This window comes from Campylobacter concisus (assembly GCF_002913225.1).
Classification (GTDB): domain Bacteria; phylum Campylobacterota; class Campylobacteria; order Campylobacterales; family Campylobacteraceae; genus Campylobacter_A; species Campylobacter_A concisus_J.
Genome location: NZ_PPAW01000062.1, coordinates 1 through 14,488, shown reverse-complemented (window position 1 = coordinate 14,488; position 14,488 = coordinate 1). Strand labels below are relative to the sequence as shown.

Below are 14,488 nucleotides of genomic sequence, written 5' to 3'. Positions count from 1 at the left end.
TAATTTGCCGTTTTTTCAAAATGCGTTTAGAGCGAGATTTAACCGCTCTTATTTACTAAATTTTCTAAAGGAGAAAGAGTGAGAAAATTTAAATTTTTCTTATTAGCATTAGTCGCTACCGTCTTTCTAACGGGTTGTGGTGATGACAAAGGTGCGGACAAAGCAGCCGCTTCAAATCAAGCTGACGCTATCGCAAAGATCAAAGAGCGCGGATATATCAGAGTTGGCGTTTTTAGCGACAAACCGCCATTTGGCTACGTCGATAAAGACGGCAAAAACCAAGGTTATGACATCTACTTTGCAAAACGTATCGCAAAAGACTTGCTTGGCGACGAGAGCAAGGTCAAATTTGAGCTAGTAGAGGCTGCTGGCAGGGTTGAAGTGCTCACAGCTGACAAGGTCGATATCACGCTTGCAAATTTCACAAAGACGCCTGAGCGCGCGCAAGTGGTTGATTTTGCACTTCCATATATGAAGGTCTCTCTTGGCATCGTTAGCCCAGAAGGTGCTGTGATAAAGAGCGTCGATGAGCTAAAAGATAAGACACTAATCGTCAATAAAGGCACAACTGCAGACGCATTTTTTACAAAAAATTATCCTGATATCAAGCTTTTAAAATACGATCAAAACACCGAAACTTTCGCAGCTTTGGTTGATAAAAGAGGTGCGGCTCTAGCGCATGATAACGCTCTACTTTTTGCATGGGCGAAAGAGACTCCTGGCTTTGTAGTAGGCGTTGAAGCGCTTGGCGACGTGGACGTGATAGCTCCAGCTGTTAAAAAAGGTAACAAAGCCTTGCTTGATTGGCTAAATAACGAGATCATCGAGCTTGGAAAAGAAAATTTCTTCCACAAAGACTATGACGCAACGTTAAAACCAATCTATGGCGATAGTGTCAATCCTGAATCTCTAGTCGTCGAAGGCGGCAAACTATAAATTTAATGGCGTAATCTTTACGCCATCTCTCTTTTTAAATTTAACAAATATATTCGTGAAGTTTTTTGGCTGTAGGTGGTATTTTAATAAAATCCATGACGGCAGTTTTGTAATTCTTGGCAGCAAGCTAGCATGTAAATTTACGATAATGTTTCTAAAATTTTTATCAACAAGTGAGACTGCTTTAAAATCTATGATGAGCAGATATTTTGCATACCTGAGCGCTAAATGAGCAAGGCAAGCTAGCAATGAACTCTTTTTTAAAAAACACTGGCACCGATAGGTTATTTGCTGATTTTAAATTCTATATATTTTATAAATTTAATACTACGAAGCATGTATGCAGAGAAAAATCCGCAAGAAAGAAAACCTAGTTTTTGAATGTTTAAATAAAATTTTAAAAAGCATTTTGGAGTAAATTTAACCCAAAATGCTTTTATTGGCTACATCAAGCTCTTTAGTAAATTTGTCACTTTTTGCTCGATCTCTGCAAGAAATTCCTTGCTCTTTGCTTCAAATCTAGTGACGATAACTGGCGTTGTATTTGACGCACGCACAAGCGCCCAGCCATTTTCAAACTGAATTCTTATGCCATCGATATCAATGATATTTTTTATCTTTGGCAGGTCGCAACCCTTGTTTTTAACGCACTCTTTTAGCTTGGCAACTATCTTAAATTTAGCCTCGTCAGTCGTCTTTATCTTGATCTCATCGGTGCTAAAGACAAGTGGCATCTTATCAAGCTCGCCGTCAAGGTCAAAGCCCTTATGAACTAGCTCAAGCACCCTCATCATCGCATAAAGTGCATCATCAAAGCCAAAATATCGCTCTTTAAAAAAAATATGTCCGCTAACTTCGGCCGCAAGATCTACGTTTAGCTCTTTCATCATCTTTTTTATGTTGCTGTGTCCAGTCTTGCCCATGAAAACTTCGCCGATTTTTGCGATCTCATCATACATATTTTGTGAGCATTTTACCTCGCCAAGCACCTTTGGATGTTTCATATTTAGCGCATAAAGATATGCTAGCTCATCGCCTTTTATATCTCTTTTTGGCGTTATAACCGCGATCCTGTCACCATCTCCGTCAAAGCCAAATCCAAGGTCAAATTCCTTCTTCTCAATGAGCGAAAATAACTCTTTTAAATTCTCTTTTTCGCTTGGGTCTGGGTGGTGATTTGGAAAATTTCCATCTGGGTCTTCATATAAAATTTTCGCATTTAGTCCAAGCGCCTTGACGATAGGTACCAAGCTCACGCCAACAGCACCATTTGCGCAGTCGATGACAAAAGGCTTTTTGAAATTTTTAAGCTCGCTAAATTCTTTTACAAAAAACTCGACATATTTTTCTAAGATATTAAATTTCTCACAGCTCTCATCGTCTGCGATCTGCTCACCAGAGGCGATTATCTCATTCACCTTGTCTTTTAAAATTTGCAGATCTTTGCCAAAGAAGCTATCCTTTTTGATAGTGATCTTAAAGCCGTTATAATCTTTTGGATTGTGAGAGCCCGTGATCATGATGTTTGCGTCAAAATAATCTGCATAAACGCTAAAGTAGCCAACAGGAGTTGGTAGCAGGCCGATGTTATAAATTTTAAAGCCACCAGCCTTGTTTAGGCCACTTAACAGATACCTAAAAAGCGTGCTAGCACTTAGCCTTGCGTCAAAGCCAACGCTTAAAGTTTTCACGCCAAATTCGTTAAATTTCTTGCCTAAAGCGAGCCCTATAGCCTTGACGCTATCTTCTGTCAAGTCCTTTTCATAAATGCCGCGGATGTCGTATTCTCTAAAAATTTCATCATATTTCATTGTAAATTCTCCCTAAAAGAATGCAAAAATGATACAAGAATAAATTTAAAAAGTAGTAAATAATTTTATAAATTTAGTGAGGTTAAAATTTAAATTCGAGCTAGAAAAGGCTCTAGCTCGAAAAGGGCTGCTACATCATGCCGCCCATGCCACCCATTCCGCCCATGTCAGGCATTGCAGGCATTGCTTTTTCTTCTTTTATCTCGCTGATAGTTGCTTCAGTTGTTAGTAGCAAGCTAGCCACACTAACAGCGTTTTGAAGCGCAACTCTCTCAACTTTAACTGGGTCGATGATGCCAGCTTCAAACATATTTACATATTCGCCAGTTGCAGCGTTAAAGCCAAAATTTGCATCTTTGCTTGTCTCAACTGCATTTGCCACTACGCCTGCGTCAAAGCCAGCGTTCTCAGCGATTTGGCGAAGTGGAGCACGAAGCGCTCTTCTAACGATCTCAGCACCGATTGCCTCGTCACCTTGTAAATTTAAATTTACGCTCTTTGAAGCGAGGATAAGAGCTGAACCGCCACCTACTACGATGCCCTCTTCAACAGCTGCACGAGTAGCGCTTAGAGCATCATCTACGCGGTCTTTTTTCTCTTTCATCTCAGTCTCAGTCGCAGCACCTACTTTGATAACTGCCACGCCGCCGCTTAGTTTTGCAAGGCGCTCTTGAAGTTTTTCTTTGTCATAGTCGCTTGTAGTCTCAGCGATTTGCGCTTTTATTTGAGTTATTCTAGCGTCGATCGCTGACTTCTCGCCTGCACCATTTACGATAGTAGTGTTATCTTTGTCGATAACTACGCTTGAAGCTTGTCCAAGGTCGTTTATAGTGGCACTCTCAAGTGTTCTGCCTAGCTCTTCGCTGATAACCTCGCCACCTGTTAAGATAGCGATATCTTCAAGCATCGCTTTTCTTCTGTCGCCAAAACCAGGAGCTTTTACAGCTGAGATGTTTAGAACGCCGCGAAGTTTATTTACAACAAGCGTTGCAAGCGCCTCACCCTCGATATCTTCAGCGATGATTAGAAGTGGTTTGCCACTCTTTTGTACTTGCTCAAGCACTGGAAGCAGGTCTTTTAAATTTGTGATCTTCTTGTCAAATAGCAATATAAATGGATTGCTTAGCTCAACTTGCATCTTTTCAGGGTTTGTGATGAAGTATGGGCTTAGATATCCGCGGTCAAACTGCATACCCTCAACAACGCTTAGCTCATCTTGGATAGACTTTGCCTCTTCTACTGTTATGACGCCATCTTTGCCGACTTTTTCCATCGCATCAGCGATAAGTTTGCCGATACTTTCGTCTGAGTTTGCAGAGATAGTAGCGATCTGAGCGATCTCTTTTGAGCCAGAAACTTTTTTAGAGATGTTTTTTAGTGCATCTATAAGAGCTGCTACTTCTTTATCCATACCACGTTTTACTTCGATAGGATTTGCGCCAGCAGTTACGTTTCTAAGACCCTCTTTAAATATCGCGTGAGCTAGCACGGTTGCTGTTGTAGTGCCGTCACCTGCTTGGTCATTTGTCTTGCTTGCTACTTCTCTAACTAGGCTTGCACCCATGTTTTCGATAGTATCTTTTAGCTCAACTTCTTTAGCCACACTAACGCCGTCTTTTGTGATGTTTGGCGCGCCAAAGCTCTTTTGGATAAGAACATTTCTGCCCCTTGGTCCCATTGTCACTTTTACAGCGTCATTTAGTTTTTTTACGCCCTCGTATAGGCGATTTCTTGCATCATCAGAGTAAAAAATTTCTTTTGCCATTGTCTTTCCTTTTTAAATTATTTAATCACACCTAAAATGTCGTCGATGTTTAAAACAAGATATGTCTTATCATCTAAATTCACCTCAGTGCCAGCGTATTTAGCAAATACTACTTTTTCGCCAACTTTTACGCCCTCAGCTTCAGCGCCAACTGCTTTTACCTCGCCACTTAAAGGTTTTTCTTTTGCGTTATCAGGTATAATTATGCCCGAAGCTGTCGTCTTTGTCTCTTCTACGCGTTCGACTAGGACACGCTTGCCTAATGGTTGAAAGTTCATTGTTCATCCTTTTAGTTTAATTGTCTTTTTTGGCACTCTTTATTTTTGAGTGATGAAATGCTAGCATTTTTTTCTAAAAAAGTCAATAATTTATAGTGAATTTTATTAAAAACTTTAGTCTAAGTGACTAAAGTTTTATGATATATAAAACTAATATAAAGGAGTTTTATGAAAAAAGTAGCTTACATAGTTGGCGCGCTTGTGCTCATAATAGCTTGCATCTTTGGCTTTATCTTTAGCCCATTTGGGAGTAAATTTATCGCTGGCAAGATCGAAAAAGAGGCACTCGCTCGTGGTATTGATCTCAAATTTAAAGATTTTAGCCTAGTATTTAGCACGCTAAATTTAGATGCGACCGTGATGAACGCCATAAATTTAAAGGCAAATGGCGAGCTCTCCTTGCTTGCTCAAAGTATGAATTTAAATATAGATATAAACGCCGACAAGGCAAAGGCTAGCGAGCTTGGACTAAAAAAGGACGTCGCGCTTAAAGCAAACGTAGCTGGTAAATTTAGCGACTTCAAGCTAACGGCCACTGGCACGGCGCTTGGCTCAAATATAAATTTAAACGCAAATTTAAAAGACTACATGCCAAAAGCTCTAAATCTTGACGCTAAGAACATCGAGCTTTCTGAGATATCAGCTCTTGCGCAAAAGCCAAATTTAGCTAGTGGAAAGCTTGATCTAACTAGCAACATGCAAGGGGTTGATGAGAAAAATGAGCCCATCATAAACGCTCAAATTTTAGCAAGCGATGCAGCGATAAACAAAGAAATTCTAAAAAATGAATTTGGGCTAAATTTAGCAAAAGATATAAACTTTAAAGGCGGCGTAAATGCTAAATTTGCAAATGAAAAAGTGAGCGCAAAAACCCTTATCATCACACCTGAAGCCACTTTAAAAGCAAATGAGACGACTTATGATCTAGCTAGCAAAAATTTAAAGAGCGACTTTTCACTAAATGTGCCTGACCTTGCCCTTTTTGGCAAGCTCTTAGGCGAGCAACTAAGTGGCGCAGTGGAGGCAAACGGCGAAATTACGATGCAAGAAAATGCTCTTAAAAACCTAAAGGCTGAGATAAATGGCCTTGGTGGCAAGATAAATGCAAATTTTGATAGTAAAAATTTAATCCTAAATGCCGCAAATATCAAGCTAAAAGAGCTTTTAGCGCTTGCTTTGCAGCCAAATTACGCAGACGGAGAGATAAATTTAAACGCAAATTTTAGCGGCTTTGACGAGCTAAAAAAGCTTGCGGGCGAGGCTAAATTTGAGATAAAAAACGGCCTTATAAACAATGGTCTTGCAAAACTTAAAAATGCGGCTAAATTTGAGCTAAAAGGCGGCGCCACTGCAAAGGGCGAGCTTGTAAATTTTGACGCAAATGTGCTTAGTGACCTTGGCGAGCTAAAGGATGTCAAGGGCGTTTATGACATAAAAAACAGCCAAATTTTTAGCAAATTTGCCCTGCTCATTAGCGATCCTGAGAAATTTAAAGCGGTTAGTGGCTTTGAGGTTGGCTCGAAGATGGCGCTTGCGGGCGATGTGAAGGTTAAAGCAAGCAAGATAGATGAGCTAAATTTAGGCGGTGATGCCTTTGCTGGCAAGCTAAACGCCGCCATAAAAAATGAAAATCTTGATCTTAGCCTAAAAGAGGCGCAGCTAGGAGAAATTTTAGCACTTAGTGGCAACGATAGGCTGGCAAACGCTAAGACAAATCTCCAGGCAAAGGGGCAAAATATCTTTGGCAAAAGCCCAAGTATCGCTGCTGAGATCGCTTTAAATGATGGCAAATTTAACGCCGCAGCGCTTAGCAAAATGCTTGATAAAAAATTCCCTGAAAATGAGAAATTTAGCTCAAATTTGAGCCTAGATTACAAAGGCGGCGTAGCAAAATTTAGTGGCGACTTTCTTAGCTCGCTTGCTGATATAAAGGGCATAGATGGCAGTTTTGACGTGGGCAAAAGCACGCTAAGCTTAAAGCTTCAAGCGGTAGTTTCAGAGCTAAATAAGCTTGCATTTTTAGCTGGCCGCGAGCTTCACGGTAAATTTGCAGCGCTCATTACCGCAAATGGCAAAGTGGATGATCTAAGTGTAAAAGCCACTTCAGATGATCTATTTAATGGCAAACTAGAGGCAAACTACAAAGGTGGCACACTTGATGCAGTGCTAAAAAACTTCGAAGTCAAGGGTCTAACGCAGACCCTAGCTCTTGATCATCTTTATGATGGCAATGGCGATGCGAAATTTGACTACGAAACGAAGCAAAGGCTGGGTAAATTTGACATCTTGCTAAAAGAGGGTCACCTAGCCAGCACAAATCTCACAAACAATATAAAAATCTTCACCGGCAAGGACATCACAAAAGAAATTTACAAAGACGGTAAAATTTACGGCGATATAAAGGGCGACAACGTCGTTTTTAACGTAAATTTAAGCTCTCCAAAGAGCGATATAAAGGTTGCAGGCGGCACTTATAATACCGCGACAAAAATGCTAAACGCGCCGCTTGTTTGCAGGCTCGAAAAGACCGATCTAAACGTGCAAATTTCAGGCACGACAGACAAGCTAAAATACGACGTCAGATCGCAATATCTCGAAAATAAGGTCAAAAAGGAGATAGGTAGATTTTTAGATAAAAAGCTGGGCAAAGATGATGAAAGCACAAACGGCGAAAAGCAAAATTTAAAGGGGCTTTTAAAAGGGCTATTTTAGATGAAAAAGGCGGAAAATTTAAAGTATCTAATGGGGCTTGGGCACTTTTGTAGCGACATAAACCAAAGTGCCCTTGGCGCGATGCTGCCATTTTTCATCGCAAGCTACCACTACGACTACGCAACAGCCGCCTCGCTCGTGACCGCCACAAATTTAGCAAGCTCGCTCATTCAACCGCTGATCGGCCGCTTAAGCGACAAAAAAGAGCTACCATACGTCATCCCGCTTGGGCTGCTGCTTGCGGGCGGGGGCATGAGCCTAACTGGCTTTATCACAAACTACTACCTCATCTTAGTTTGCGTGATGATAAGCGGTATCGGCGCCGCGCTCTTTCACCCAAGCGCCGCAAGGATCGTAAATTACGCCTCAAACGCCAAAAATAGAGCCAAAAGTATAAGCATATTTTCCTTTGGAGGTAATGTCGGCTTTGCAGTTGGACCCATTTTGGTCGCCGTTTTTGTGGGAAATTTTGGCCTAAAAGGGACGCTAGTTTTCATCATCCCTCAAATTTTTCTGACACTTTTGTACCTTAAAAAGGGCAAATTTATAAAAGCACTCGAAGGCAATCACAAAAAGCAAATTTCACAAAAAACTACCCTCTTAAAAGACGATTTGGGCGCATTTATAAGGCTTTGTGTCTGTATATTTTCACGCTCTATCGTCGCATTTGGCTTTTCGGCATTTTTTAGCATCTATCTCATCAAAATTTTTGGCCTTAGCAAAGAAGCCGCAAATGTAAATTTAAGTATGTTTTTTGCTGCAGGCGCGATCTCTACGCTATTTGGTGGAGCTCTGGCTGATAGATACGGACTAGTTAGGCTCATCAAAATAAGCCTAAGTATCGCCGCGCCATTAGTCGTGCTAATGCTCTTTATCGATAGCTACGCGCTATTTCTCGCGGCCTCCATCTGCGTGAGCGCCTGCATTAGCCTATCTTTTAGCCCCTCTATCGCCCTTGCACAGCTTTATCTGCCAAATCAAATCGGCCTAGCCTCCGGCGTAACGCTTGGGCTTAGTATCACGATCGGCGGTATATTCGCAACGATCATCGGTAAGATCGCTGACATCTTTAGCCTAACGCACGCGTTTTACTTTATCGCCGCAGTTTCGCTCATCTGCGCGGTTTCTAGCTACTTTTTAAAGCCAGTTAGTAGAGCTTAATTTTATACAAATAGCTCACTAACAGTGTAGAGCACAGCCTTGCCGCCAAGCATAACCCTGCCGTCATCTCTCATCCTACAAGCGATCTTGCCACCTCTTTTTGACGCCTCAAATACTGCGGCTTTTACCAAGCTCTTTTGCCCAAAATAGCACCAGATGACAATGCCTTGAGCCACAGACCATATCCTTTGCACGCCCAACTTTGGTGCAAAGCTACAAGAGATGCGGTCAAATTTTTCGCCCATAGCGCTGATTTTGTAAATTTTTTTGGACTTTAAATTTGCTTGGTAGATGAAATTTGATACGAGCTGAAATTTAGACAAAACTTGTCAAAGAGAAGAAAATTTTTGCTCCTCTATAAAGGCAAGGCAAATTTAAAGATGTAAAAGAAACAAGCCATGGTGCTTAGGGCGACAGTATTTTGCAGTAATTTTTTTAAAAGGCAAAGTATCTTATGATGATTTTAAATGCTACGAAGAAATTTTCAACCGAAGAAGAACAAATAAATTTAAGCCATTAAGACAAGAAAATTTTTGTTTCAGACAAGGCGGATGAGCAAAAACAAGGGAGCGTATATATGATACGTGACCGAAGTTTGAAGCGATATCCAACGCAGTATAAAATAAAAAGGGCTTGTCTTTTTTATAGTTTTCTCATCTTTGCTATCTCATCACGTAACGCCGCCGCCTTCTCAAACTCTAGCTGCGCCGCCGCTTCAAGCATCTGCTTTCTTAGCTCTTTTACGATCGCAGCTCGCTCGCTAGCTGGCATCTTCTCTAAATTTTTACCACGCTTGTAAATCTCACCATCATCTTCGACATGCAGGCTCTCTTCGATATTTCTGCTTGCAGAGTGCGGCGTGATGCCGTGAGCTTTGTTGTATTCATCTTGAAATTTACGCCTAGCTGTCGTCGTATCGATCGCTTCTTTCATGGACTTAGTTATCTTTTTGGCAAACATTAGCACCTTGCCATTTACATTTCTAGCCGCTCGCCCCATCGTCTGTATAAGGCTCGTCGTAGAGCGCAAAAAGCCCTCTTTATCAGCGTCCATGATCGCTATCAGGCTCACTTCAGGCAGATCCAGCCCCTCACGGAGCAAATTTATGCCTATTAGCATGTCAAATTCGCCGCTTCTAAGCCCTCTAATGATCTCATTTCGCTCGATCGCGTCGATGTCTGAGTGCATATACTTGACCTTTATACCAAGCTCGATGTAGTAGCGGCTTAGCTCCTCGGCCATCTTTTTAGTTAGCACCGTAACTAACACTCGCTCACCTCTAGCGATAACCGCCTTTGCCTCGTCAAATAGCGCCTCTACTTGATTGTCACTATCTTTTATCTCGATGATAGGATCAAGCAGTCCCGTAGGTCGCAAAATTTGCTCATAGACGTGGCCCTGGCTGATACCAAGCTCGTATTCGTTTGGCGTGGCTGAGACAAAGAGAAATTTCGCCTTTTTGCTTATAAACTCGTCAAATTTAAGCGGCCTGTTATCAAGCGCTGAAGGCAAGCGAAATCCATACTCCACAAGCACCTCTTTACGGCTCCTATCACCTGCATACATGCCCCTAAACTGCGGCAAACTCACGTGGCTCTCATCGACGATGACCAGATAGTCCTCGCCACTTATCTCAAAGTAGTCAAACATCGAGTACGGCGTCTCTCCAGCCCTTTGACCAGTCAGATGTCGCGCGTAGTTTTCGATACCTTTACACATGCCAGTGCTCGCCATCATCTCAAGGTCAAATTCCACCCTTTGCTTTAGTCTCTGAGCCTCAACAAGCTTGCCCTGCTCGTTAAACTCTTTCAAACGCACGTCAAGCTCCTCTTCGATCTCCTTCATCGCGATCTTTAGCCTATCAGCGCCCACGATGAACTGGCTAGTGGCATAAAGCGTAAATTTAGAGACGTCCTTTAGCCTCTTGTTATCAAGCACGTCAAAATGATACATCGCATCGATCTCATCTCCGAAAAACTCAACCCTTAAGGCTTCGTCGTTGTAATAAGCTGGGTAAATATCCACCACATCGCCATTTACACGAAAGTCGCCCCTGTCAAAGTAGTTGTCATTGCGCTTATAGCCCATATCCACAAGCTGCTCTAAAAGCTTTCTTTGGCTTATCTTCTCGCCAACGCTAAGATATGCCACCATCCCTTTATACTCGCTTGGATTACCAAGTCCGTAGTTTGCAGAGACTGAAGCGACGCAGACAACGTCATCAAAGCTTAGCAAGCTAGCCGTCGCAGAGAGGCGCAGGCGCTCAAGCTCCTCATTTACCGAGCTGTCCTTCTCTATATATAGGTCGCTTCTTGGGATATAGGCCTCTGGCTGGTAGTAGTCGTAGTAGCTTATGAAGTACTCGACATGATTTTTTGGGAAAAAGCCCTTAAATTCGCTATAAAGCTGAGCGGCAAGGGATTTGTTATGCGTCATGATGAGCGTTGGCATATTTAGCTCGCGTATGACGTTTGCCATGGTGAAGGTCTTGCCAGATCCTGTAACGCCTAGGAGTGTTTGGTATTTATTGCCTGATTTTATACTTTTTACTATCTCTTTTATCGCTCTTGCTTGGTCGCTACTTGGGCTAAATTTAGATGAAATTTCAAATTTACTCATTGATCGCCTTTAAATTTGGGCGAATTTTATAGCAAAGATAGTGCTTTGTCAAATGAGAATTTTAAAAAGAATTTAGCCTCTGCGTGTTAGAATACGGCATTAATTATTATTTTAAAGGAACCTTTATGTTTGAAGATAATGCGATCTTAACCACACTAAGCGATAAAGTAAATGACCTCATCACAAAATACGATGAAGTTTGCAGAGTAAATGAAGAGCTACGTAACGAGATCGTAACATTAAAAGCACAAAATGAGGCAAAGAGCAATCAAATCATGCGCCTAGAAGAGGATCTAGATAAGAAAAATAGCGAAGCCGATGATGTAATGAAAAAGATCGAAGCTGTCCTTGGTAGATAAGCTAGACCTTTTTGGCATAAAAAATGAAACAGATCACGCTCACCGTATCATCTCGCGACTATACGATCACGCTTGATGATGATTTTGCTGAAATTTTCGAGCGCGACTGGCAGAAATTTATGGGGGGAAAGAAATTTATCGAGCCTCGTGAGCTCATAAACGCATTTGTCGAAAAGAGCTACGAAAGCTACACAAATTTGCGCGTCGTAAAGGACGTCACAAAAGAGATAGAAGAGATACTAAAACCGGAAAATAAATGAAAAAAAGAGCTTTTACCCTAATAGAAATCATATTTGTCATCGTCATACTTGGCGTCTTGAGCGCTATTGCTATACCAAAGCTTTTCTTTACTAGAAGCGACGCCATAGTCGCAAATGCAAAAACGCAAATCGCTGCCATAAAAAGTGGCATCTCGCTAAAATACAATGATAGCGTCCTAAAAGGCACTCCAAAGTACCCTGATACGCTTGAGAGCCCAGGAAGCAACCTTTTTCAAAACGTTGTGAGCGTGCCTGTAAAAGACAGCAGCACAAAAAACGGCTGGCATAAAACTGGAGCAACAACTTATACCTTCAAACTAGACGGACAAACAGCAAATTTCACTTACAAAAACACAACTGGCGAATTTGACTGCGAGAGTAGCGACGGACTTTGCAGCGCCCTTGAGTGATGAGATACTACGAGGTCGTATTTAGCGGAGTAAATTTAGCTGCGCTCACATATAAAAGCGAGCTAGATATTGCGCCATTTCGCGCCGTCACTGCAAAACTTAGAGGCAAAAGTCTAGTTGGTTTTATCCTGCGTGAAGTGGATGAGCCAAGCTTTAAAACAAGCCTTATTGATGAAATTTTACCCATTAATCTAAACGATATCCAAGTAATATTAGCTAAATTTATCGCCTACTACTACACCTGCGAGCTTGGCGTTGCTATAAATTTATTTGAGCCACAAAGCCTTGTGGATGATGAAATTTATAGTGGCGCAACCGACTTTAAAGCACCAAATTTAAGCCCAAAGCAGCTTGAAGCGCTAAATTTTATAAACGCACGAAAAAGCTCGCTCATCTTTGGCGACACGGGAAGTGGCAAAAGCGAAATTTATATAGCTAAAATCAGAGAAATTTTAAACGCAGGCGGCCAAGCGCTATTTTTGATGCCTGAAATTTCACTAACACCGCAGATGCAAAAGCGCTTAGAGAGCTTCTTTGGCGAGGCGGTGGCTGTGTGGCACTCAAAGATCACACCAAAGAAAAAAGAGCAAATTTTAAAGGATATTAAAAGCGGCAAGGCAAGGCTTATTGCAGGAGCTAGGTCTGCCCTATTTTTGCCACTTGAGCGGCTAAAACTCATCATCATCGACGAAGAGCACGACGATAGCTACAAAAACACAGGCTCAAAGCCCCACTACAACGCAAGGGACCTAGCCCTCTTTTTAACCAGCAAATTTGACCTGCAAGTAGTACTTGGAAGCGCCACGCCAAGCCTTACTAGCTTTTACAAGCAAGAGCATTTTCGCCTAAAAGGGACATACTTTGAGTCGCAAAAGAGCTATATATTTGACGAGAGTGAGACTGGCATAAGCGAAATTTTAAAAGAGCAGATCGCAAAGACGCTTGAAAACAAAAAGCAAGCCGTCATCTGCCTGCCAACAAGGGCAAATTTCAAATATCTTGTCTGTAAAAACTGCGGCGAGACGGTGAAGTGTCCATTTTGTAGCATCGGCATGAGCTACTACAAAAAGCAAAACGTGCTAAAGTGCCAATACTGCGAGCACAAAATGGCCGTGCCAAAGACCTGCCAACAGTGCGGCAGCGAGATGATAGAGGCTAAAAAGATCGGTACAAGCGAGCTTCTTGAGAGGCTGCAAGCCGAGTTTGCAAACGCTAGGATCGCTAAATTTGATAGAGATGAGATCACGACACAAAATAAGCTTGTAAAGGCCTTGAAAGAATTTAACGATGGCAAGATAGACATCCTGCTTGGCACGCAGATGCTAAGCAAGGGGCATGACTATCACAATGTCGAGTTAGCCGTCATCATGGGCTTTGATGAGCTTTTAAATTTTCCTGACTTTAGAGCCAGAGAGCGGACACTTGCCCTTGCCATGCAAGTAGCTGGAAGAGCCGGCAGAAATGGAGCTGGCAGGGTCATCATCCAAAGCAAGCAAAAGGAGTTTTTTGAAAGCTTCATTAGCGACTACGACGCATTTTTAAAGGAGGAGATCGGCTACCGAGAGGGGCTGTATCCGCCATTTACTAGGCTGCTTCGCGTGGTCATTTCACATAAAGATGAGAGCACGGCAAAGGGTGCAATGAACGAATTTGTGCAAAGGCTAGAGCCACTAAAAGGCGATGAACTAGAGATCGTGGGATATGGCAAATGCCAGATAGAATATCTTGGCGGCAAATTTAGATATGAAATTCTACTTCGATCAAACTCGCACACCATGCTTTTAAAGGCCGCAAACCTCTGCAAAAGCGAACTTAGCGATATCGATATAGATCCAGTGAATTTTAGTTAGAAGATGTTTTAATCAAGTAAATTTTAAATTTAGCAAGTTGCTAAGGCGAGTGAGTAAAGTTTTAAAATTTGCAAATTTGCTTTGTTAAATCAGGTGAGCGCCAAGTAAATTTTAAAATTTCATGAGTGAGTAATTTCGGTTCTAAAATTTGAGCTAAGCTGTAAGCGAAGCCAAATTTTAGTAGTCAATTCTTGCGAGTGAATGGGATTTTAAAATTTGCAAAATAATAAATTTCTACTTTTAAAATATAGACTTTAATTTTTAAGCTCTTTTTTATCCAAAAGGGAGACAAGGGGACTTGAATTACGAAGCCGTCCCCTTATCCCC

At 41.7% G+C, this 14,488-nt stretch carries 12 protein-coding genes; 7 read left to right on the top strand and 5 right to left on the bottom strand.

The genetic code is table 11. From position 1 onward, the window contains the following. Positions 1–78 precede the first annotated feature (78 nt). Complete coding sequence (locus CYP26_RS09535) at positions 79–936, top strand: cysteine ABC transporter substrate-binding protein (RefSeq protein ID WP_103631213.1); 858 nt, start codon at positions 79–81, stop codon at positions 934–936. A gap of 443 nt (positions 937–1,379) precedes the next feature. Here CYP26_RS09535 and CYP26_RS09525 read toward each other — a convergent pair whose 3' ends face one another. From CYP26_RS09525 to groES, 3 genes are all read right to left on the bottom strand, one after another. Then, positions 1,380–2,747 (bottom strand): phosphomannomutase/phosphoglucomutase, encoded by a 1,368-nt coding sequence (locus CYP26_RS09525; RefSeq protein ID WP_103631211.1) that lies wholly within the window; start codon positions 2,745–2,747, stop codon positions 1,380–1,382. A gap of 130 nt (positions 2,748–2,877) precedes the next feature. Beyond that, positions 2,878–4,512 (bottom strand): chaperonin GroEL, encoded by a 1,635-nt coding sequence (gene groL, locus CYP26_RS09520; protein ID WP_002940160.1) that lies wholly within the window; start codon positions 4,510–4,512, stop codon positions 2,878–2,880. A 17-nt stretch (positions 4,513–4,529) separates the two neighbouring features. After that, positions 4,530–4,790, bottom strand: coding sequence for a co-chaperone GroES (gene groES, locus CYP26_RS09515; RefSeq protein WP_009293641.1), 261 nt, complete (start codon positions 4,788–4,790; stop codon positions 4,530–4,532). A gap of 168 nt (positions 4,791–4,958) precedes the next feature. Here groES and CYP26_RS09510 point away from each other — a divergent pair, with 168 nt between their 5' ends. Together CYP26_RS09510 and CYP26_RS09505 are read left to right on the top strand one after the other, a co-directional pair. Then, positions 4,959–7,502, top strand: a complete 2,544-nt coding sequence (locus tag CYP26_RS09510; protein WP_103631210.1) for a tryptophanyl-tRNA synthetase — start codon at positions 4,959–4,961, stop codon at positions 7,500–7,502. Continuing rightward, the gene (locus CYP26_RS09505) at positions 7,503–8,663 is read left to right on the top strand and encodes an MFS transporter (protein WP_103631209.1); all 1,161 of its coding nucleotides are present in this window, start codon (positions 7,503–7,505) and stop codon (positions 8,661–8,663) included. 2 nt (positions 8,664–8,665) lie between these two features. On the opposite strand, the gene CYP26_RS09500 is transcribed toward CYP26_RS09505, so the two are convergent. Next, complete coding sequence (locus tag CYP26_RS09500; RefSeq protein ID WP_103631208.1) at positions 8,666–8,986, bottom strand: hypothetical protein; 321 nt, start codon at positions 8,984–8,986, stop codon at positions 8,666–8,668. 319 nt (positions 8,987–9,305) lie between these two features. Beyond that, positions 9,306–11,282: an excinuclease ABC subunit UvrB gene (gene uvrB, locus CYP26_RS09495; RefSeq protein WP_103631207.1), complete on the bottom strand. Its 1,977-nt coding sequence runs from the start codon at positions 11,280–11,282 to the stop codon at positions 9,306–9,308. A 125-nt stretch (positions 11,283–11,407) separates the two neighbouring features. Between uvrB and CYP26_RS09490 the strand changes: the two genes are divergently transcribed. Genes CYP26_RS09490 through CYP26_RS09475 form a run of 4 tightly spaced genes read left to right on the top strand, consistent with a single transcriptional unit; the run spans position 11,408 to position 14,161 of the window. Beyond that, positions 11,408–11,641 carry a hypothetical protein gene (locus tag CYP26_RS09490; RefSeq protein ID WP_009293637.1) on the top strand — a complete coding sequence of 78 codons (234 nt, stop codon included), beginning with the start codon at positions 11,408–11,410 and terminating at the stop codon, positions 11,639–11,641. Between the two features lie 23 nt (positions 11,642–11,664). Next, positions 11,665–11,901: a hypothetical protein gene (locus CYP26_RS09485; protein ID WP_012001557.1), complete on the top strand. Its 237-nt coding sequence runs from the start codon at positions 11,665–11,667 to the stop codon at positions 11,899–11,901. Further along, positions 11,898–12,311, top strand: coding sequence for a type II secretion system protein (locus CYP26_RS09480; protein ID WP_103631206.1), 414 nt, complete (start codon positions 11,898–11,900; stop codon positions 12,309–12,311). Before CYP26_RS09485 ends, CYP26_RS09480 begins: the two co-directional genes overlap by 4 nt. Beyond that, complete coding sequence (locus tag CYP26_RS09475) at positions 12,311–14,161, top strand: primosomal protein N' (protein ID WP_103631205.1); 1,851 nt, start codon at positions 12,311–12,313, stop codon at positions 14,159–14,161. The genes CYP26_RS09480 and CYP26_RS09475 overlap by 1 nt, the downstream gene beginning before the upstream one ends. Positions 14,162–14,488 lie beyond the last annotated feature (327 nt).